The following is a 20,653-nucleotide window of genomic DNA, read 5'->3' as shown; positions in this document are numbered from 1 at the left end:
GAAATTAGACAGATTTAGAAGGTAGAGATTTGTAGAGGGCGGGAGGCAGGTTGGCTTGCATTTCGTGCAGCAAGGAGGTGGCTCCACTGGCAACCAAAATCCGATCATTTTGTCGAAATACCACCATTTCACCTCGGAAGGTTCTCCCCAAGCTTTCGGGCGTGAAAACGTCTTTGGGTGGGCCTTGGCAGATCAGGCCGTGGTTGAAGCAGATCACCCAAGGCAGGTGCGTGGCAACCGAATTGAGGTCGTGGGTAGAAATCAAGATGGCTAAGCCCTGTTGTCCCAACTCGGCTAACAAGTGTAGTAGCTCGTGCTGCACATGCAAGTCGGAACTGCTGGTTGGCTCATCGAGTAAAACGATTTCGGGATCGCCCACGAGCGCTCGCGCTAGAAACACTCGTTGCTGCTGTCCGCCGGATAGTTCACCGATGGGTTGACGCGCTACATGCTCAATGCCAACTCGGCTGAGTAGTTCTCTGGCCTTGGCGCGATCGCAAGCAGAGGGCCAAGGCCAAATCTTTTGTTGTCGATAACGCCCCATCATCACCACTTCTTCTGCGGTGACAGGGAAACCCCAATCTACTGTCTCTACCTGAGGAACATAGCCTACCTTGATGGGGGAAGTTCCTGGTTTTAAGCGGCGTCCCCGATACCAAACTTCTCCTGACCAAGGACGCAGCAATCCCACAATCGTCTTGAGTAAAGTACTTTTACCACTGCCTGAAGGCCCCACTAACCCTGAAAACTGGCCTGGGTACAAAGTGAAACTGACATCTGTAAAAATGGTTTGGCTTTGATAGCCACAGGCAAGATGTTTTACTTCCAGCAAAGGTTGCATGCTTTCTACCTTATGGCTTGCTTATGGCTTGGCTTTAGCGGTGGCGGTTGGTCCGACAATGTTGGCCGTTTCCAGGCTATCTACCAGGCTCGGATCACCGCCTAAGTTCTTCGCTAGGATACGGAGGTTTTCGACCATCATGCCGATGTAGGTGTGTTCAGGATTGGTATTTTCCATCGCATTGGCCGAGCCTTCACCCGGTAGGTCATCATCACTGGTATTGTCGGTTTTGACATTGGCTTCGCGGGCAATCTGCTCTTCCACTTTGCTAGGAAATACTTCCGACCCAAAGATAGCAGGGACTTGGGTAGCTCGAATTTGATCGATCAACTTAGCGACATCCTGAGCGGAAGGTTCGTTGAAGTCGGAGGGTTGAATGGCACCAATTATGTAAACCCCATATTCACGGGCCCAGTACGCCCAAGAATCGTGATAGGTCAAGAGTTTGCGATTTTCGGGTGGAATGCTGGCGACCACTTTTCGGGTGACTTGGTCGAGCTGGTCTAAGCGTTGTAGATAGCTTTTCAGGTTGGCGGCGTAGTAGTCAGCTCCAGCGGGATCTAGAGCGGTGAGTTGATCAGTAGCTTGCTGAGCATATGCCGCTGCATATTTGGGGTTGACCCAGAGGTGCGGATTGGGCTTACCGCCTGCTTTAGGGAAGCTGGCATCAAAGATCCACTGGTCTTGGGTGATGGTGTTGGTACCCACTTCGTAGATTTTCGTCTCTTTGGGCTTAGCAGCCTCAGCCAACTCTAAGGTAGGGACTTCTAGCTGTAAACCATTCGCAATAACTAAATCAGCTTGCTTGATCAACTCACCATCGGAGGGACGAGGTTCAAAGGTATGAGAGTTGGTTCCTTCTGGAACAATGCCTCTAACATCAGCGCGATCGCCCGCAATATTGCTGACGATGTTCGTCAAAGGAGCCACCGTGGTGATCACAACTGGCTTATCTTGAGACTGGCGATCGCTCGACTGGCTAGATTGAGCAGAGGAGTTGGCAGGGGCTGAACTAGGAGAAGTGGCAGTCTGAGTTGGGTTGCAGCCTAGCAGTAGCAAACTCAGCAGTGGCAGAACGACAAAGGGCTTCATCCTGACTTTCCTTCACGGGGGGCATAGAGAATTAGAGCTTTAGCTTGCTTAAACAAGCAATGCCCCGCTGGGGCATCTGAGCGCTAATTTTTCGCTTTTTAAGAATAAATTTGCTTTTGTTTTGCCTAAAATCTCTCTAAAGAAAGACTTTAGGTGAAGAGATCCAAGCAATGTTATTTTTTCGTGTCAAGTTAGTCACAATGGCCTGACTTCCCCTTAGTTTGAGTTATGAGGAAAAGCGCGGCGAGGAAGAGCGCAGCGATGGGGAAAAGCGATCGCAATTGCCTGATTAGATTGCCTCAGGCTGAGTGTAGGAGAAGTGAACTAGAGTAGATGTCAGGCTCACGCAGCCCTACCTAGCTGAATTTTCAGTTAAGGCGATTCGTAATTAGTGCAATTATTGCATCGTGATTTCTCATGTCATTGCCAGCTTTTGTGCGTCGCGCTACCGGGCCTGCTTTACTCGCCCTTTGCTTAACTACGGTTTTATTGATTTCAAGTGAAACTGCCGCTACCTTGGCACTTCCCACCGTTTCTGCCACTCCTAATGCTAAGACTAAGCCTGATATGAAGTCGTCTTCTAGTGTCATGCCTGCTGCTTCCTTGACTCAAGGGGTAAGAAAAACTGTCCTAGGTAACGGTTTAACGGTTTTAACTAAAGAACTGCACACCGCTCCTGTGGTCAGCGTGCAAGTGTGGTATCGGGTTGGTTCGCGGGATGAACAAGCAGGTCTCAATGGGATTTCCCATCTGCTGGAACACCTCATGTTCAAAGGAACCAACAATCGCCCGATTCAGTTTGGGCGTTTGTTTAGCGCGCTCGGCAGTCAGTCTAATGCGTTTACCTCCTATGACCAGACGGCCTATTTTGGCACTGTAGAGCGAGACAAGCTGCAAGCGCTGCTAGTTCTAGAAGCAGACCGAATGAAGAATGCGCTGATTAATCCTGAACAGCTCAAGAGTGAAAAGCGAGTGGTGGTCTCGGAGTTGCAAGGCTATGAAAATGAACCAGGTTACCGTTTAGAGCGAGCGGTGCGGAAAGCTGCATTTCCCCAAGAGGCTTATGGTTTGACGATTGGCGGCACTAAAGCGGATGTGGAGAGCTTTACAGTTGATCAGGTGCGAGACTACTACCGCAAATACTACAGTCCTAGCAATGCCACACTCGTGATTGTGGGAGATTTTGAGACTGAACCCACCTTGCAAGCTGTTAAATCAGCGTTTGGACAAATTCCGAATCAGGAGAGGCTGGGGACCGCAAAACCCGTACCAGCGATCGCCCCAACGACTCCGAAACCTGCCGCTCCTCAGGCACCGATTATGCTGCGAGAGCCTGGAAGTGCATCCCTGCTACAAGCAGTTTATCCGCTGCCTAATTTGAGCCACCCGGATGTGCCTGCGCTTCAGGTCATGGATTACATTTTGACCGGAGGCCGTAGCTCTCGTCTGTACCAAGCTTTGGTGGAGTCCGGTTTAGCCAGTGAAGCGGGTGGCTATGCTGCTAACTTACTCAGCTCTGGCTGGTATAGCTTGTCTGTGACCGCAGCCCCTGGCAAAAAGCTGAACCAAATTGATCGAGTTGTGCAGCGATCGCTCGCCAATCTCCAAGATAAGCCCGTGAGCAAGGCAGAACTCCAGCGAGCTAAAAACCAACTACGCGCTTCCCGACTGCTGCAAAACCGTGATGTCACGAGTCAGGCGATGCAGTTGGCCGATGACCAAAGCGTCGCGGGAGACTACCGTTATAGCGATCGGTTGTTGGCCGCGATCGCTCAAGTCAGTGCAGCGGATGTGCAGCGTGTCGCCAAGACTTATTTCCAGCCAGCTAGCCGTACCGTTGGCTTCTTTGAACCGACTCAACTGCAAGCAGACACTGGAGGGACTGGAGCGGGGACGACCCAAACGACCGAAAATCTTGGTGCGGGCAAACCCGTTGATCCGGCGGAACTAGAGCGATATCTACCCCCCTTAGAGACAACGACCTCTAAGAACAGCCAAGCCTTGCCAGAAGCAGTGACGCTGGACAATGGCTTACGCATCCTCTTGCTACCAGACACCAGCACGCCAACGGTTACGCTGAGTGGTCATATTGCCGCTGGCACTGAGTACGACTCCAACGAGAAAGCAGGATTGGCTGATCTCACTGCCGAAAACGTGATGAACGGCACCAAAACCAAAGATGCCTTGACGTTGGCTGAAACGCTGGAAGATCGCGGAGCTGACTTAGCCTTTGATACCAATCGCGAAGGGGTAACGATTGATGGCGATAGCCTAGCAACCGATCTGCCTTTGCTGGTGCAAACTTTGGCCGATGTCGTACAAAATGCTTCCTTCCCTGCTGATGAGGTGGCGTTAAGTCGGCAGCGAGCTCTGAGCGACTTGCAAGAGCAATTAGATGATCCCCGCTCTCTGGGTCGTCGCCAATTTCAGCAAGCCATCTATCCAGCCAATCATCCCTTCCACAGCTTCCCTACCCCTGAAAGCCTGAGGCAAATTACCCGTGAGGATGTAGTGCAGTTTTATCGCACGCATTATCGACCGGACAAAACCGTTTTGGCTTTAGTCGGGAACTTTGACCCCGCCCAGGTGCGATCGCTCCTGAAGCAACAACTGGGAACTTGGCAAGCGGCGGGGCAAGCTCCGAAGCTAAATTTCCCAACCGTGCCTGCTCCCCAAAAATCGACTTATTCAGCGGCTCCTTTGCCCGGAAAAACCCAATCAGTCACTTACTTGGGCTACCAAGGGATCGATCGCCAAGATCCCCGCTATTACGCAGCTTTAGTGCTAAATGAGATTTTGGGAGGTAGTACGCTTTCTAGCCGACTCGGAACAGAAATTCGCGATCGCCAAGGACTGACCTACGGCATTTATAGCTATTTCCAGGCTGGCACCTCGGCAGGACCATTCTTGATCTCCATGCAAACTGCACCTGAAGACTCCCAACAGGCGATCGATAGCACGTTGGCTTTGCTGAACCAAATGCGTGAGCAGGGAGTCAGTGCCTCTGAAGTCGCGATCGCGAAGCAATCTTTAGCCAGTGGCTATCCGGTGGAACTGGCTGACCCTGAGATTCTCTCTGAGCAAATTCTGCTGAATGAGGTTTACGGTCTCAAGCGGGAAGAGCTGCAGCAGTTTAGCGACAAGATTCAAGCCGTGAGCGTTGAACAAGTGAACCAAGCCATCCAAGAATTGCTCCAACCGGATCGCTTAGTGGTAGTGACCGCAGGTGCACCAGCCGCAGCAGCCCGCTAAAGAATTAGGACAGCAGAATTAGGACAGTGATCGCTCTGCTGTCCTAGAGCAAATTGGGTTAACTTAGATCTAAAGATCAGCTCCTATCAGTACTCCTCGATCTCCATGAACATCCTCAGCAATTTGATTCCTCAAGCGTCTCAGCCACCCCGTGTTAAGCAACGTCGGGGAATCGAGATTAAGTCTCCGCGCGAAATTGAGATTATGCGGGAGTCAGCCAAAATTGTCGCGACCGTGTTGAAAGAAATCTCCCAAATTATTCAACCGGGGATGACAACTGCTGACTTGGATGCTCATGCAGAAAAGCGGATTCGAGAAATGGGAGCTACTCCTAGCTTTAAGGGCTATCATGGCTTCCCTGCCTCCATTTGCTCCAGCATCAACAACGAAGTGGTGCATGGGATTCCCAACGCCAAAAAGGTGATTCGCACTGGAGATGTGGTCAAGATTGACACCGGAGCTTACTTTCAAGGCTTTCACGGCGACTCTTGCATCACCATTGGTGTGGGAGAAGTGACCCCGGACGCAGCTAAGTTAATCCGAGTAGCTGAAGAAGCACTTTACAAGGGCATTGAGCAGGTCAAAGCGGGCAAATACCTGCTGGACTTGGCGGGTGCGGTGCAAGACCACGTTGAGGCGAACGGTTTCGTAATCGTAGAAGACTACACCGGGCATGGTGTAGGTCGTAACCTGCACGAAGAGCCTTCTGTATTTAACTTCCGCACTCGCCAAATGCCCAATGTAAAGCTGCGGGCAGGCATGACCCTAGCGATCGAGCCGATTCTGAATGCTGGCTCCAAAGTCACCCGCACCTTGCAAGACCGCTGGACCGTGGTGACGGTAGATAACTCCCTCTCAGCCCAGTTTGAGCACACCGTTTTGGTGACTGAAGACGGCTACGAAATCCTCACCGATCGCACCAAAGTCTAAAACTTCAGACGAATCTTTAGACGAACCAATAGGAAAGCGATCGCTTGCGACTAGGTTTCTGGAGGGCGATCGCTCTTTTATGGCTCTATAACCTGATGAGTCTATAGCTTGGGGCCGTGTCTCAGTGGTTGACGAGGCCGAGTCATGGTCTTGGTAGAAATACCATCAACGCGACTCGATAAATCTTTGGCCTGAGCATTTAGCTCCCGTTGCCGTTCAATCAATGCTCTAAAGTCGGCCTTAGTCGCTAAGTTAGCGCGGTTTGTCGGAATCTGCTGCTCGATATTATTCAGGCAAGCATTTAAGCCAGCCGCAAATTCGTAGCGAGTCACCGGGCGATCGCCGCGAAAGGTGCCATCCGGATATCCAGAAATGCAGCCAGATTGAGGTTGTGGATTGCTGCTAGGAGCATTCGCAGGCGCAGTTTGAGCTAAAGTTTGGCTGGGCAAGGAGGCGATCGCTGTTACTCCTAATGCGATCGCTATTCCCAAAGAAGACCTGATTGCTTGACCGACAAACGCAACTCTAGACATCGCTGCTGCTCCTTCCCACTAATTCCACCTTATCTCATCAGAATTTGATTGGAGGCCGAGAGTTCCCATCATCTTGTCGTGGTCGGAAACCACTGGCCCTAGTCCCACATTTATACTGACCTTTTTCGTTGTACTTTGTGCTTAAGTGCTGAAGATACGTAGATGCCGCGAGGCCGTCTTTGCGCCTCAGCAGTTCCATGAGTCAGTCGTAGTTTAGTTCCTGTCAGAATTGATCATGTTAAATACTTTTGCCCAGCACCTCAATCTTGCTACTACTGATGTTGAAGCTTTGCTAGCCTGCAACTTGTCCCAGTTGTTGGCGAACCCCGCAGTTCAACAAAAGCTAGCTAGCCTGAATGTTGAGCTACTACGGCAAACCTTACCCACCGCAGGTCAAGTCTTAGCAGAGAACCTGCCCCCGTTCTATATCTGGTTGAAAACAGAGCTAGATGTGCAGCGGGTGCCAGATAGCCCCGACCATGCCACTCGCTGGGTGGTTAACTTCCTCAACAACCAAGAAAGCTTAACCCGCTTAGTCGAACTGCACCAACCCGTGCCCCGTCCCGCAATGGAACGCTCCATCCCACGGTTAGTCAGCTTATTTGATGATGTAGAAGACACCAGCGTTCGCCAAGAATGGCAAACCGCGATCGCCGCCCTATGCTTAGTATTAGCCGTAGGAGCCCGCGAAGCAGACAAAGCCGTTGCTACAGCTTAAATAACTCGCTAAACCTCCCTATCTTTCCCCCTAAATCCCCAATACTGGGGGACTTTGAGCAGGTTTCTTCAGTATTAGGGGAGACTGGATTCAGAAACTAGAACAAAGCCTTACCTTTCTGGAGGAGGTCTGGAGGACGCAGCCGTCCTTCAGCGGGGGTTTGGGGGCAAGCGCCCCCAAGGGTTCGGCTCTTCAGCAGAGATGAAAAACCAGAGGAAACATCCCTCAAACCAATGACCGCTTTCAGCACAGCACCCGTAACCAACTCACCCCACCGCGATCGCGCCCCCATCGGCAACCCCCTCAGCGTCGCCCCCATGATGGATCGTACCGATCGCCACTTCCGCTACTTCATGCGGCAAATCACCCAGCGAACCCTGCTGTACACCGAAATGGTGACGAGTTCCGCAATCCTGCACGGCGATCGCGAACGATTACTAGCCTTTTCCCCCGAAGAAAAACCCTTAGCGCTGCAAGTGGGCGGAGATAACCCCAAAGACCTTGCTATCTGTGCCCAAATTGCCGCCGACCTAGGCTACGACGAAATCAACCTCAACGTGGGCTGCCCCAGCGATCGTGTCCAGAATGGTAACTTTGGTGCTTGCCTGATGGCCCAACCGGAACGAGTCGCTGATTGTGTCGCTGCGATGATGCATGCATCCAGCATTCCAGTCTCCGTCAAGCACCGCATCGGCATTGATGATCGCGATCGCTACGAAGATATGGTGGAGTTCGTCCAAACGGTTGCTGCCGCAGGTTGTGAGCGCTTCACCGTCCATGCTCGCAAAGCTTGGTTGCAAGGACTCAGTCCCAAAGAAAACCGAGATATTCCCCCCCTCCGCTACGCAGACGTGCATCGACTGAAGCGAGAATTTCCTCACCTATTCATTGAGATCAACGGCGGCTTCACTAACCTGGCGCAGGTGCAAGAACAATTGCGATCGGTGGATGCAGTGATGATCGGTCGTGCCGCCTACGATCAGCCTTATCTGTTTGCCCAAAGCGATCGCCTCATCTACGGCGAAGAAACTACCCCTCCCACTCCTCAGGAAGTGGCTGAAGCGATGTTGCCCTACATTGATTTTTGGACGGCTCAAGGTCTGAAACTCCACAAAATTACCCGTCACATGCTGCAACTGTTTGCGGGGCAACCAGGAAGCCGAATTTGGAAACGACATCTCACAGAAAATTCTTGTCTCACAGGTGCTGGCTCTGAAGTCGTCCGTGAAGCTTTAGCACTGGTATCCAAAGGCGCAACCGCTAGGATGCTTGCAGAGGTAAGCCATTCAGGTAGTGATTGATCTACCCAATCTCGACAGGTTCAGCCGGGGATTCTTTCACGAGCTGCTGTGTCGTTTCTGCGATCGCCACCTGCGTAGCTTCTGGTAAAGCAAGCTTCTCAGCACTGTGCGGGCTTTGGAAGGTTGCTTGAGCGTCGGTTTGCTGGCAAGCAATCATGGTTTTGACATGCTCTAGCTCATCATCTCGCACTGCCACAAACACATCATAGAGCGTCTCAATTTGGGGACGGCGCTGCTCCGAACCCAGCGACATTTGAAACTCATCAAACAGGTACATATCACCTTCCAAGTAGTACTTGGTGGCAACTTCAGGTGCGGGCTCGGCCTTGAGAGCCGCCTCATGTTTTTGTAAAAAGGTGTCGTAAGTCTGGTAGGCATGTTCTTCCACCAACTGCATAAAGTGATAAGCGGTTCGTGGTGAAATCATATAGACAGGCACTAGAATCCAGTAGTAGACAAACGCCCCTGCTCGCGCCAGCAATCGATCGAGCCAAAAGCGATCGCCCCCCAGTGCTTCCGCAATCAGGAGATGGTGCAACTCGTTCCAAGCTTCAGCGAAGTGAATTTTTAACCAATCCGATTTGCGCCACCAGCCCATCGTTTCGTACAGATGCAGCACTGACAGATAAGCAAAATAGGGCACCCGCGCTACTGTTTCCAGCACGAAAAAGCGACGGTAGACCTGTACTGATAAATCAGGGCCATCGTCCTCTCTATAGAAGGTATTCAACACAGCGACCAGCAAGTTGACCAGCAGGCGAATCATAAAGCGAAATTTCTACAGCTTCTTCTATGAAACTGATGGAACCGTAACTCGCATCAATATTAGGAAGGAACTCAGGCTGTCATGCAATAGTTTTGGTATTTCCGGATACAGAGCGCTGATAGGCCGTGAAATATTCAAGTTTTACGGGTGGAAAAATTAGAATACGAGGGTAGATGCTTGGCCGTTGCCGTCATCATCCCTAGCCCCAAAATAGGTAAAAATTATGCTGCTACCAGAGCATAATTAACGTTGGGGCTGCAACAGCGTTTGCTGCGTTAGGGGTGTCATGGTCACACCGAGTGTTTTGTCATATCTTGATTTTGTTTTTGCAGTTCTAATAAGCGATCGAAGAACCTGGAGGAATTGTGATGTCGTCCTCGGAGCAACGCTTTTTTCCGCTTCGTCAAATTAGTAGCTACGCCCTGGTGATTGTGTTGAGCGTTGCTTTGACTTTGGCTGTGCTGTGGACTTTTCCCTCAGCTTGGCTTCCCAAGGTTTCAGCGCTGATCAATCAAGCCACGCAGATCAACCCTGCTACCGTGGAAGCTCCTGCTCCTGCGATCGCCCCCGATATCGCCCCTAATATCGCGCCTAGCCAAGAAACCAGCCGGAATTTTGTGGCTGCTGCTGTGAATCAAGTCGGGCCAGCCGTGGTGCGGATTGACACCGATCGCACAATTACCACTCGTCCCGCCGATCCCTATTTTGATGATCCTTTTTTTAGCCCCTTCTTTGGCGATGGCTACTCCCGCGCCCCGCAGGAATATCACCAACGCGGTCAAGGCTCTGGCTTCATCATCGATCGCAATGGCATTCTCTTGACCAATGCCCATGTTGTGAGTGGAGCAGATACGGTTAGCGTGACGCTAAAGGATGGTCGGACCTTCAAGGGAGAAGTGCGCGGCATTGATGAACCCTCTGACTTAGCAGTGGTGAAAATCAACGGCCAAAATCTGCCTGTGGCTCCGTTGGGTAACTCTAGCGATGTACAGGTAGGGGATTGGGCGATCGCCGTCGGCAACCCCTTAGGGCTGGATAACACCGTCACCTTGGGCATCATCAGCACCCTCAACCGTTCCAGCGCCCAAGTGGGCATTCCCGATAAGCGCCTCGACTTTATCCAAACGGATACAGCCATCAACCCCGGAAACTCTGGAGGACCGCTGCTGAGCGATCGCGGCGAAGTGATTGGAATTAACACCGCCATTCGCGCCGATGCTCAAGGCATTGGTTTTGCCATTCCCATCGATAAAGCCAAAGCGATCAAAGATGTGCTGATTCGCGGCGGCAAGGTACCCCATCCCTACATTGGAGTGCGCTTGCTCACCCTTACCCCAGCACTGGCGCAGGAATCTAACCGCAACCCCAACTCGCCTTTTACAGTTCCAGAAGTGAATGGCGTTTTAGTGATGCAGGTGATGCCCAATAGCCCAGCGGCAGCAGCAGGTTTACGCCGGGGTGATGTAATTACTGCTGTGGATGGCCAATCGGTCAAAACTGCTGAGCAATTGCAGCGATCGGTCGAAAAAAGTCGGGTCAATCAGCCTTTACAGTTGCAATTACAGCGGGGTGAACAAACTCAGCAACTATCCATCCGACCGGGAGATTTGCAAGATGCGCCTCGTTCCTAAATAAAATGACCTTGAAACTTAAGCCCCAACCCCTTCCCTGGCTGACAAGGGGTGAGAAATTCAAAGTTCCTCTCTGGAGCGGCGAGGGGTTTTGGGAGTGGTCAGCCTGGTAACCAACTACGGTTCAATAGCCCTACCGAGTCCTTTTTATGCTGGATACCCTGTTCCGTGCTTACACTCCGTTGCTGATTTGGCCAGGGTTAGGGCTATTGCTCCTCCGGTTCGTGCCTGAGCGGTTTCCTCAGTTGTTGGGGCAAGCCTTGTATTGGGTGGGGGTGCCTTTACAGTTACTGGTGCTCGGACGACAAACTGAGTGGTCCGATCGCGTTGGCTTCATTCCAGCGGTAGCAGTTGGGGTGTTGTTGCTGAGCTTGGGGTTATCCTTAATTTTTTGGTGGACTGCACAAAGGCAATCTAGCTCCATAGAAATTACTGCTGACTCAGCTCCGAGTCCAATCACCTCAACCTCTATCAGTGCCACTGTATCTCCCAGAGCGACGCTCGGCAGCTTTATTTTGGCAGCGATGTTGGGGAATACGGGTTTTGTCGGCTTGGCTCTGGCCCAGGTGTTGTTTGGCATCGACGATTTAGGCTGGGCAGTGTTGTTTAGTGTCACTAGCAACGTGGCGGGCAACTATGGCATTGCTGTATTTATTGCTAGCTACTTTGGCCACAGCGCAACCAAGAATCATTGGTGGATTCAGTTGCGGGATGTAGTAACCGTTCCGAGTACCTGGGCTTTTTTCTTAGGATTTAGCACCCGTTCAATTGTGCTACCAGAGGCGATCGCGACTGGCTTGGATCAAGCAGTGTGGGTCGTGATGGCTAGTGCTTTGTTACTTGTCGGGCTACGTCTCGGTTCTATTAAAGGCTGGCGCAGCCTCCAACGTGCTATCTTGCCTACCCTGCTAAAAGTTTTGATTGTGCCTGGGTTGGTGGGACTAGGGGCAACATGCTTTGGTGTGACAGGGGTACCTCGATTGGTTTTGGTGCTGATGTCGGGTACACCCACAGGGTTGTCGGTGCTGATTTTGGCGGAGGTTTATAATCTCGATCGCGAGTTGCTCACAGGTAGTATTGCCCTCAGCTTTATCGGGTTGTTGTTGGTGCTACCACTCTGGCTGACCTGGTTTAGCTAGCACCCGTTAGTTATTTCTTATTAGTTATTTTTTCTGGTCGCCTTTAGTTTTGGTGAAGTCTTCTAGCTTCTTGTTTTCTGGTAACTCGACAAACACTTTTTCACCTGTTTCTAACCCTTGCAAAACCTGAGTTTGGTTGCCAATGGTAGGGCCAATGGTGACAGGCTTAAAGATGGGTTGATTCTTGGCATCGGTCACTAAGACCCCAGTTTGGCCTTCCTGAGTCACGATCGCGACTGTCGGAACGACCAAGGCTTGGTCTAACTGTTTGCCTAAAAAGGTGAGATCAACATTCATGCCCGATCGCAGCTTATCTTTCCCCGTCACCAAAGCGACCCGGACTTGGAAAGAAGTCACATTTTGCTCCTTAACCGCAGCAGGGGCAATCAAGCGGACTTTGCCCTGAAACACTTGATCAGGAAAGGCATCGGCCACAATCTCCACACCCTGACCTTCTGACACTTGGTTAATATCTACTTCAGGCACTTCAGCCAGCACTTCTAAGCCACTGGCGAGGGCGACGACTGAGGTAGAAGTGGCGGAAGAGTTAGTAGAAGCGGAAGTGGTGGGGGTGACAAACGCTCCTTCTGTGGCGTACTTCTGCGTAATGATTCCGGCGAAAGGGGCACGCACAGCCGTATCGTCGATCTGAGTTTGCACCGCTTGAACTCGGCCTTCCGCTTCCCGGACTCGCGCCTCGGCCACGGCAATATCTTCTGGACGCGAGCCGTTTTGCAAATCTTCTAGACGTCTTCTAGCTTCTCGCACGCCTGCTTGGGCTTGTTCGACACTAGCTCTGGCTCGGTCGGCTTCACTAATCACTTCGTCCAGGCGATCGCGAGAAATGGCTCCCTCTGCGGCTAAACTTTCGTTGCGGCGGACGCGATCGCTGGCCAGAGCTAGTCGAGCTTCAGCTTCACGCACTTGGGCTTCGGCTTGGGCCACGCTGGCTTGTACCTGACCAATCGCAGCAGTCGTATTGCCAACGCGAGCCTTGGCTAGGTTAGCTTGAGCTTGAGATAAATTTGCCTGCGCCTGAGTTAGCTCTGCTTGGAAGGTGCTGCTATCCATTCGGGCAACCACCTCATCTGCTTCCACACGATCGCCTTGCTCGACATAAAGCTCTTTGACAATCCCGGCTGCTTTGGGGCTGAGATTGACGCTTTGGATGGGGACTAGCGTGCCGTTAGCAGTAATGCGGACCCGCAAATTTTCAGCTTGCACAGGCACAGTCAACTCGGAAATATCTTCTCGGGGAGCTGCGGCTCGGTTTACGAGGAATGCAGTTCCGGAAACACCTAGCACTCCAGCCACAATTAGCCCCATGATCCAGGGGGCCGGTTTCTCAACTTTGCCAATTATGGGCAGTTGCATGGAAATGCTCCTAGGAAGTAGCCGCTCAAAATAACCACAGAGACAAGGTCGCGCCCAGCATGGAGAAAGCACGAAATAAAAAGGTGCAACATCGCCATACGCTAGGGCGCAATATTACAAAGTGTGACATATCTTAGCCTGGCATTGATGGGGCCTTACTTCATCCTACTAAAGGGAGTAAAGCCGCAGGCTCAGGCTAGCGATCGCCCTGTTGCTCACCCTAGCTGGTGAGTTAACCCATCTAATTCTTGAGCTAGTTTAAGCATGCTTACGGAAGAACCGGAGAGATAGAAAATGGTGAGCAGAAAATTCTTGCGCGTGTTCGTCTACTTAACTGAAATTTATTTATGAAACGACAGATCAATCAACTTCCCTTTACCGCTAGTTTGGCGCTTGGAGCTGTCTTGTTGAGTCTGGCTATCAGCAATCTAGCGATCGCTCCAGCCCAAGCTCAAGTGCTGCAATCCGGAACTCTAATCATCACTCAGACCTGCCCAGCCACCAGAGCGATCAATGGCCCCAACCCAGGCAATATCCAAGTAGCGCAGAATCAACGCTATCAAGTAATTGGATTTAATAGCGCCGAGCGGCGATTTGTCTTAATCAAAGTCCCCAATGCTAATCCTGAGCGCCGTTGGGTTAGTGCTAACTGCGGCACCTTCCAAGCAGGTTCGGCTGCTAACGGCAATACCCCAAATAGCAATGCCCCAAATGGCAGTACTAGTGAGACGAGAACTCGTCCCTCCAATCCTAGCAGCACAGCCCTGCTTCCCTTCTTTGATCAATCCAACAACTTAGAAGTACATCGCTTTCCCGCAGGTCGCCCCGCCGATATTACGCCACCAGCACCTAGCTTGACCGCCTTTGACCAAGCCGTGTTGCAAACCTGTGGCCCCATTGGCAGTACAGTCAATGCCAACCGCTTCAAGCAGCTAATGGCTAATCATCCTGAGGTGCTGCGTCAAATTCAAACCGCTGTGGGGGGTGAACTTCTGCCTGGACGGAACACGCAAGCAGAATTTCTCGATGATCTCACAGCAGCCTGGTCAGATCGGGGTGGGTTCGAACATATCTTTTGCGGGGAGCTAGAAGGCCCACAGAAAATTGGTGGGCTACACTTTGTCGGTCGCTACCTACAATTGCAAAACGAGAAGATAGGGGGCCGCTTAGGTAACAACCTCAACCGCGAAGAAGTAGAGCCCGGCGTGCTTTATACCTTAGGAGTGGTGGTTAAGCGAGGCAACCAAACCTGGACCGATACGATCAAAGGCTACCCGCTAATCAGCGATGCTCAAGAGATGTTATTAGACGCAACGAAAGCCTTCAAAGCCCGGGGCAACGCTCAGGGAGCCTGCTTATATCAAGTTCAAGACCAGCCCACGGGCAAATCTTACCAAGCCGTGTTCGTCAAAGATCGCAATGCCATTGTTACCTTTTATCCCGATGCCACACCCAGCGGCAGACCTTGCCGTAGCTAAGGTGCATCTTTAGGGTGAGGAGAAGTCATAAAGCTTTTAGGGTTTAGCATTTGACCCAAGTTGGGGAGCCAGAAACGTGAATGAGTGCCCAACCAAATGCTAAACCCTTTGAGGGCGATCGCAGTCAACAGTGCCTCATCAACTCCTTTGGGCTGGGTAAAGCATTCAGTTCTAGCTCGATAGTCTTTGCTTCTAGCTCAACGGCTGAATGCTTTACCCCTACCGACACCTCTATCACAGGCTACTGCTAGCTTGCAGCTTTGGGTTCTGGGATAGTGATGTCTATGGGAGTGACTTTGACCTTGGGGCCGAGGCTCGTTAATGGTGGTGCGATCGCTTTGGCGTTACCCACCACTAGCGTCACAATATTCTCTGGTTTGAGATATTTTTGAGCCACTCGCTGCACATCAGAACTGGTGGTTGCTTCCACCCCGCGCTGATAGCGGAAGATAAAGTCTGCTGGGTAGCCGTAGTACTCATAGCGCATTAATCGCGAGAGAGTTTGTTCTGGGTCTTGGAAGTTGAACACAAACGAGTTGAGCACTGAGTCCTTGGCATAAGCGAGTTCCTGGGTGGAAACAGGAGTGGTGCGAATGCGCTCAATTTCTGCCATAACCGACCGAATAAAGGGCACGGTGGCATCCGATCGCGTTTGTCCCCCTGCTAGGAATACGCCTGGATAGTCGTAGCGAGCACTCCAAGCTGAATAGACCGAGTAAGCCAAGCCCTGGCGCGATCGCACCTGATTGAACAAGCGTCCACCAAAGCCATTCAGCACGCCATCCATCACCGTTAGGGCTGGATAGTCGGGGCTATTGAGTTGGCCGCCTAAGTGCCCCACTTGCACATAACTTTGGGTCAATTGCGGTTGATCAACTAGGAAGACCCCGCCCTGATTCGCCTGAGTGACTGTTGGTAAAGTCGGCTTAATTGGTTGCGTAGCTTGCCAATCACCAAACTTGGCCTGAATTAGCGATCGCATTTGTTTGCTGTCAAAGTCACCGACAACGCCCAAAATCATGTTGTTGGGGTGAAAGTAAGTTCGGTAAAAGCTCAACACATCATCCCGCGAAATATTGTCGAGGGTGGCGTATTCCACAATCCGAGCGTAGGGGCTAGTTTCTCCATACAGCAATTGTTCAAACTCTCGACCCGCGATGTCGTCGGGAGTATCATTGCGTCGAGCAATTCCGCCTCTGGTTTGAGTTTTAGCGAGATCTAGTTTGTCTTGGGCAAAGGTGGGCTGACGCAGAACCTCAGTGAATAAACCAAATACTTCTCCCAAGTCTTCTGCCAAGGCGTCAAAACTGGCACTGCCTGAGGCGGCGCTGATGCCTGTCTCTACAGAAGCAGCCAGTTGTTCTAAGCGTCGGTTCAGGGCATCGGCGGGATGCTGTTGAGTGCCTCCAGTGCGAAGGACAGTCCCGGTCAATCCGGCTAAACCTACTTTATCGCTTGGTTCTAGGCGATCGCCTGTGCGAAATAAAGCCGTCCCACTGACGAGGGGCAACTCATGGTCTTCCATCAAGTACACAATGATGCCGTTTTTGAGTTGAAAGCGGCTGTACTGGGGAATTTGAACTTCTGGTAGGGGAGGAAAGTTTAATTCGGTGTAGTGTTTGGCGGTGAGGGCTGAGGCAGGCGCAGGCCTCAATGCTAGAAGGAGCAGCGTGAGGAAAGCGAACCCTACGGCCAAACGACGCACAAATTTTCTGCCAAGGCTGCCTTTAGGCAACTGAAACTGCCGCACGATCAATCGAGCCTCCTGTGGCTATGGATAAAACTGAACATAAGACGAAGAACGGCCATCAGGTAGTTATGAAGTTTGAGGTAATAGCCGTCCGATGGTGCGGTTTTCGGGGCGGAAGGTTTCCCGGGCCACTCGTTGAATATCAGCAGGCGTGACTGCCGCGATCGCATCCAATTCTTCAAACAAATTCCGCCAACTACCCGTTTTGACTTCGTATTCCAACAGTAGGCTGGCCATGCCAGAGTTGGAGGTGAGCGATCGCAGTAAGCCAGCGCGTGACTGAGTTTTGACGCGATCGAGTTCTTCCGCAGAGACGGGTTCTGTTTTCAGCCGTTCAATTTCTGAGCGCAAGCTGGTTGCCACCTCATCAACAGTATGGTTGGGGGCAGTCAGGGCATAAAACAGCATCAAGCTGGGATATTTGTCGCCGGGAAAACCGCTAAATCCTTGAGCCGAGAGCGCAATCTGCTGCTTTTCTACCAATGACTTGTAAAGCCTCGAAGTGCGTCCGTCACTCAAGATGCTACCAATCATCTGATAAACCACATGATCGGGATGGTTCATTGCGGGTTGGTGATAACCCTCTAGATACCAAGGCTGTGAGAGTAAGCGCACCGTCACCTCTTTGGTTTTGGTTTGGGGTGGCTCCACGACAGCTAGCTTAGGTGGAGCAGAGCGAGCTTTGTAACGACCAAAGTAAGTTTGGGCTAAGCGTTTTACTTCTGACGGATTCACATCCCCCACCACGGCAATGGTTAGGTTGTTGGGGACATAGTAAGTGTCAAAAAATTGGGCAATATCTTGGCGCGTCAGGTTTTTCAGATCTTCCGGGTAACCGATGACAGGCCGACGGTAGGGGTGCTTGTCGTAGGCAGCATCTAGAAAAGTTTCGATCATTTGGCCGATCGGTGAGTTGTCCACCCGCATCCGCCGCTCTTCCAAAATCACGTCTTTTTCTTTGTAGAACTCACGAAACACGGGTTCTAAAAAGCGCTCCGACTCCAGCGACATCCACAGTTCTAGCTTGTTAGCTGGAAAACTGTAGAAGTAGCGGGTGGCATCTGAAGAGGTAGTGGCGTTGAGGCCCACTCCTCCGGCTTGCTCGACAATACGGCCATACTCGTTCTGTTGAACGTAGCTGACTGCTTCAGCCTCAGCCTTCTCAAAAGCTTGCTTGAGCTGCGCCACTTTAGCTGAATTTTTTGCAACTTCAGCAGCCTTGATTTGTTTGGCTAAGGTATCTAGGCGATCGAGTACTGCTTTTTCTGCCCGATAGTTCTTGCTGCCAATGCGTTGTGTACCTTTGAAGGCCAAATGTTCTAGAAAGTGGGCGACTCCAGTTTTGCCATCTGGTTCGTCGGCTCCTCCTACATCGGCATAGGTGAGGAACGAAACCACCGGGGCTTGGTGCCGCTCCAGCACGATAAACTTCAAGCCATTGTCAAGCCGAAACTCAGTCACCCGATCCATGACTCGATCCAGATAGGGCTGAATCGAGGGAGCAGGTGCAGGAGTCTTCGCCTCAGTTTGCGGGGTAGCCGCAAAGGCTCCACTAGGTAACATGGCGCAGCTCAGCAGGAGGCTAGCCAAACCGATCGCGATCGCTTGTGGCCACTGGCGCGGTCCTAACCGTGGGATCGGCTGTGGTTTGACGAGCGATGTCAAAACTCGAAAAATTTGATTGAACTGAATCATGAACTTTGAAGCGAACAGCACTGATCTACAGGATAAAGACTGCTCAGCCATCTCGTTCGTTTCCGCCGCATCTCGGCCCAAAAACCCAGTTTCGGTTTTTACTGATGTTTTGACTGATACTGTTGCGATCGCCGTGAAAAGATTTGATAACTTACAACGCCGAATCCCGTAACTTCAGCGAGATCAAGCGAAGCTAGAAATAGCAATTAGGTTTGCGTGACGTTCCGCCCAGCCATTTGGTTGGGCTTTCTGCTGGCTAGCATCACAGAGCTTAATGGTTGCGGAGATTTTGGTAGCGGTAAAAGTTAAAGGTGTCGAATAAGCCGCCAACTATACCGCAGACGAAGCCAATAATCACGAGACCTTGAAATGGCTGTCCACTGCCGAATGTAGCCAAAAACTGTAAAACTTGCTTAACTCCCGTTGCCCCGACCGACTCTAACAAGGGGACGAAGCCTAGTAAAGAGAGACCGATTAAAATAGCTCCCACTAAGATCAGAGGAGCAGTGAAGCTCAAAACGCTTGTCAGCAGTAGCGAACGGAGAAAAGGGGTTAAAATACTCATGCAGGGAAGGATACTCCGGTGGGACTGACAATGAGTATGGGGTAAGCATACTTACTGGTTTCTACAATAATCGCGATCGCGCTAATTAAAAGTAGATTTCAAAAATCTTAAATCTTCATTAAAAAGGTTGTTGAAGAACTGTGGCCGATCCCGCCATTTGATTGAGGCGATCGCTCAGAAACTTAACAGTGCTTCATTAGATTGAGTGGGGTTTCACCTTTCAAGCAGGCATGTTCTGACCGTAGTTCTCAAATCATGATCTACCCGAATCAGGATCTATCGGCTTATTCTGGATAAGGTTGTTGCCTGTTACATCCTCCCATTGAGCGAAACGACACCCGGTTCCAATTTTGGTTTATGGACTCAGCGATTGCTGGCAGCGGTTCTGCTAGGTGGACAAGTTCTCATCCATCTCCTAGCCGGTAAGATTCACCGTCGCAACACCCTCGATCAGATGGCAGTGGCGGGTCCAGATTCTCTGATGATCGCCCTCGTTACAGCCGCTTTTGTTGGCATGGTGTTCACGATTCAGGTAGCGCGTGAGTTTATTACCTTCGGAGCGAGTAATGCTGTCGGAGGCGTCTTAGCCTTATCTCTCGCTCGCGAATTAGCACCAGTTCTGACTGCGGTGGTCTTGGCAGGGCGAGTGGGTTCTGCGTTTGCGGCGGAAATCGGGACGATGCAGGTGACTGAGCAGATTGATGCGCTTTACGTCCTCAAAACTGACCCGATTGATTACTTAGTTATTCCGCGCGTGATTGCCTGCTGCCTAATGCTGCCAATTTTGACTCTCATGTCTTTTGTGACTGGCATGGCAGGCGGCTTATTGATTGCGACGAATCTCTACGACCTCTCGCAGTCCACCTTTCTCAACTCAGCCCGGAATTTCCTAGATGTGGGCGATTTACTGAGTTCTGTGATTAAGTCAGTTGTGTTTGGGGCGCTGATTGCAGTCATTGGTACGAGTTGGGGCCTGACTACTACAGGCGGTGCTAAAGGGGTAGGGCAATCTACGACTACCGCAGTGGTGACAGCGCTATTAGCGATCTTTATCTCTAACTTTTTCCTGTCTTGGCTGCTGTTTCGGGGCACAGGTAGTGCAGTGCTGGAAGGGTTGTAAAGCCGCAACCCCTTAGAATAGTAGTGCACTCAACAAGAGGGTTAGCACCTGTGACTGCCACTCCTGCTTCCAGCCAATCCACTTCTGTCGTGGAGCTATCGCCTAGCTACGTTTTGCCAGTAGTTCTGGTTTTGAGTGCGGTGCCGCTTTTGCTAGTTCAAGTTTGGGTTGGCTTGGCGATCGCGCTATTTGGCCTATTCTTGCTGTTCCAAGCCGTCACACTGCGCCTACGTTTCACTTTTACCGATTTAGACATTTATCGTGGTGAAACATTAATTCGCCGTTTCGCTTACCAAGATTGGCAAAACTGGCAGATCTTTTGGCCCCAGGTACCCATTTTGTTTTACTTCAAGGAAGTGCAGAGTATTCACTTTTTGCCCATCTTGTTTGACCCTAAAATGCTGCAAACTTGTTTAGAACAACATTGCCCCAAAGCGAATTCCAACTAAGAAATATAGTTTGTGATAA

19 protein-coding genes and 1 pseudogene are annotated in these 20,653 nt (G+C 51.2%); 11 read left to right on the top strand and 9 right to left on the bottom strand.

Annotated features, from left to right (window positions below):
• Positions 1 to 4 precede the first annotated feature (4 nt).
• Together H6F68_RS03515 and H6F68_RS03510 are read right to left on the bottom strand one after the other, a co-directional pair.
• Positions 5 to 841 carry a metal ABC transporter ATP-binding protein gene (locus tag H6F68_RS03515; protein WP_190431215.1) on the bottom strand — a complete coding sequence of 279 codons (837 nt, stop codon included), beginning with the start codon at positions 839 to 841 and terminating at the stop codon, positions 5 to 7.
• Positions 842 to 862: 21 nt separating this feature from the next.
• Positions 863 to 1,933, bottom strand: coding sequence for a metal ABC transporter substrate-binding protein (locus H6F68_RS03510; protein WP_190556483.1), 1,071 nt, complete (start codon positions 1,931 to 1,933; stop codon positions 863 to 865).
• Positions 1,934 to 2,350: 417 nt separating this feature from the next.
• Here H6F68_RS03510 and H6F68_RS03505 point away from each other — a divergent pair, with 417 nt between their 5' ends.
• Complete coding sequence (locus H6F68_RS03505) at positions 2,351 to 5,185, top strand: pitrilysin family protein (protein WP_190556481.1); 2,835 nt, start codon at positions 2,351 to 2,353, stop codon at positions 5,183 to 5,185.
• 105 nt (positions 5,186 to 5,290) lie between these two features.
• Positions 5,291 to 6,115: a type I methionyl aminopeptidase gene (map, locus tag H6F68_RS03500; RefSeq protein WP_190556479.1), complete on the top strand. Its 825-nt coding sequence runs from the start codon at positions 5,291 to 5,293 to the stop codon at positions 6,113 to 6,115.
• A 286-nt stretch (positions 6,116 to 6,401) separates the two neighbouring features.
• Here the strand turns inward: map and H6F68_RS28835 are convergent.
• Positions 6,402 to 6,495: pseudogene (locus H6F68_RS28835) on the bottom strand (S-layer homology domain-containing protein); the annotation flags it as partial.
• A 388-nt stretch (positions 6,496 to 6,883) separates the two neighbouring features.
• Here H6F68_RS28835 and H6F68_RS03490 point away from each other — a divergent pair.
• On the top strand, positions 6,884 to 7,366 hold the full coding sequence (locus H6F68_RS03490; RefSeq protein ID WP_190556475.1) for a hypothetical protein: 483 nt from the start codon (positions 6,884 to 6,886) through the stop codon (positions 7,364 to 7,366).
• Positions 7,367 to 7,463: 97 nt separating this feature from the next.
• Here the strand turns inward: H6F68_RS03490 and H6F68_RS03485 are convergent, their stop codons facing one another.
• Positions 7,464 to 7,685 (bottom strand): hypothetical protein, encoded by a 222-nt coding sequence (locus tag H6F68_RS03485; protein ID WP_190556829.1) that lies wholly within the window; start codon positions 7,683 to 7,685, stop codon positions 7,464 to 7,466.
• On the opposite strand from H6F68_RS03485, the gene dusA reads away from it, so the two are divergent.
• Positions 7,684 to 8,667 (top strand): tRNA dihydrouridine(20/20a) synthase DusA, encoded by a 984-nt coding sequence (gene dusA / locus H6F68_RS03480; protein ID WP_242065311.1) that lies wholly within the window; start codon positions 7,684 to 7,686, stop codon positions 8,665 to 8,667. The genes H6F68_RS03485 and dusA overlap by 2 nt on opposite strands.
• A 1-nt stretch (position 8,668) precedes the next feature.
• Here dusA and H6F68_RS03475 read toward each other — a convergent pair whose 3' ends face one another.
• Entirely contained in the window at positions 8,669 to 9,433 is a 765-nt protein-coding gene (locus H6F68_RS03475) for an alternative oxidase (protein WP_190556472.1), read from the bottom strand.
• A gap of 368 nt (positions 9,434 to 9,801) precedes the next feature.
• Between H6F68_RS03475 and H6F68_RS03470 the strand changes: the two genes are divergently transcribed.
• Both H6F68_RS03470 and H6F68_RS03465 read left to right on the top strand, forming a co-directional pair.
• On the top strand, positions 9,802 to 11,064 hold the full coding sequence (locus H6F68_RS03470; protein WP_190556470.1) for an HhoA/HhoB/HtrA family serine endopeptidase: 1,263 nt from the start codon (positions 9,802 to 9,804) through the stop codon (positions 11,062 to 11,064).
• Between the two features lie 149 nt (positions 11,065 to 11,213).
• Complete coding sequence (locus H6F68_RS03465) at positions 11,214 to 12,203, top strand: AEC family transporter (RefSeq protein WP_190556468.1); 990 nt, start codon at positions 11,214 to 11,216, stop codon at positions 12,201 to 12,203.
• Positions 12,204 to 12,227: 24 nt separating this feature from the next.
• On the opposite strand, the gene H6F68_RS03460 is transcribed toward H6F68_RS03465, so the two are convergent.
• A complete protein-coding gene (locus H6F68_RS03460) occupies positions 12,228 to 13,577 on the bottom strand; it encodes an efflux RND transporter periplasmic adaptor subunit (protein ID WP_190556466.1) in 1,350 nt (449 codons plus the stop codon).
• Positions 13,578 to 13,924: 347 nt separating this feature from the next.
• On the opposite strand from H6F68_RS03460, the gene H6F68_RS03455 reads away from it, so the two are divergent.
• Together H6F68_RS03455 and H6F68_RS03450 are read left to right on the top strand one after the other, a co-directional pair.
• Positions 13,925 to 15,055 (top strand): EndoU domain-containing protein, encoded by a 1,131-nt coding sequence (locus H6F68_RS03455; protein ID WP_190556464.1) that lies wholly within the window; start codon positions 13,925 to 13,927, stop codon positions 15,053 to 15,055.
• A gap of 80 nt (positions 15,056 to 15,135) precedes the next feature.
• The gene (locus H6F68_RS03450) at positions 15,136 to 15,306 is read left to right on the top strand and encodes a hypothetical protein (protein WP_190556462.1); all 171 of its coding nucleotides are present in this window, start codon (positions 15,136 to 15,138) and stop codon (positions 15,304 to 15,306) included.
• On the opposite strand, the gene H6F68_RS03445 is transcribed toward H6F68_RS03450, so the two are convergent.
• Positions 15,303 to 16,805 carry a pitrilysin family protein gene (locus H6F68_RS03445; protein WP_313930009.1) on the bottom strand — a complete coding sequence of 501 codons (1,503 nt, stop codon included), beginning with the start codon at positions 16,803 to 16,805 and terminating at the stop codon, positions 15,303 to 15,305. The genes H6F68_RS03450 and H6F68_RS03445 overlap by 4 nt on opposite strands.
• A 66-nt stretch (positions 16,806 to 16,871) precedes the next feature.
• The gene (locus tag H6F68_RS03440) at positions 16,872 to 18,500 is read right to left on the bottom strand and encodes an insulinase family protein (RefSeq protein ID WP_190556460.1); all 1,629 of its coding nucleotides are present in this window, start codon (positions 18,498 to 18,500) and stop codon (positions 16,872 to 16,874) included.
• On the opposite strand from H6F68_RS03440, the gene H6F68_RS03435 reads away from it, so the two are divergent.
• Positions 18,499 to 18,672 carry a hypothetical protein gene (locus tag H6F68_RS03435; RefSeq protein ID WP_190556458.1) on the top strand — a complete coding sequence of 58 codons (174 nt, stop codon included), beginning with the start codon at positions 18,499 to 18,501 and terminating at the stop codon, positions 18,670 to 18,672. The genes H6F68_RS03440 and H6F68_RS03435 overlap by 2 nt on opposite strands.
• A gap of 99 nt (positions 18,673 to 18,771) precedes the next feature.
• On the opposite strand, the gene H6F68_RS03430 is transcribed toward H6F68_RS03435, so the two are convergent.
• The gene (locus H6F68_RS03430; protein WP_190556456.1) at positions 18,772 to 19,065 is read right to left on the bottom strand and encodes a hypothetical protein; all 294 of its coding nucleotides are present in this window, start codon (positions 19,063 to 19,065) and stop codon (positions 18,772 to 18,774) included.
• 322 nt (positions 19,066 to 19,387) lie between these two features.
• Between H6F68_RS03430 and H6F68_RS03425 the strand changes: the two genes are divergently transcribed.
• Together H6F68_RS03425 and H6F68_RS03420 are read left to right on the top strand one after the other, a co-directional pair.
• Positions 19,388 to 20,185, top strand: coding sequence for an MlaE family lipid ABC transporter permease subunit (locus tag H6F68_RS03425; protein WP_190431231.1), 798 nt, complete (start codon positions 19,388 to 19,390; stop codon positions 20,183 to 20,185).
• A gap of 50 nt (positions 20,186 to 20,235) precedes the next feature.
• The gene (locus tag H6F68_RS03420; protein ID WP_190556454.1) at positions 20,236 to 20,634 is read left to right on the top strand and encodes a DUF3119 family protein; all 399 of its coding nucleotides are present in this window, start codon (positions 20,236 to 20,238) and stop codon (positions 20,632 to 20,634) included.
• The last annotated feature ends 19 nt before the right edge of the window (positions 20,635 to 20,653 follow it).

Origin of the sequence: Trichocoleus sp. FACHB-262, assembly GCF_014696035.1 — a bacterium.
Taxonomy (GTDB): Bacteria; Cyanobacteriota; Cyanobacteriia; order FACHB-46; family FACHB-46; genus Trichocoleus.
This window is presented reverse-complemented; position numbering and strand designations above follow the sequence as displayed.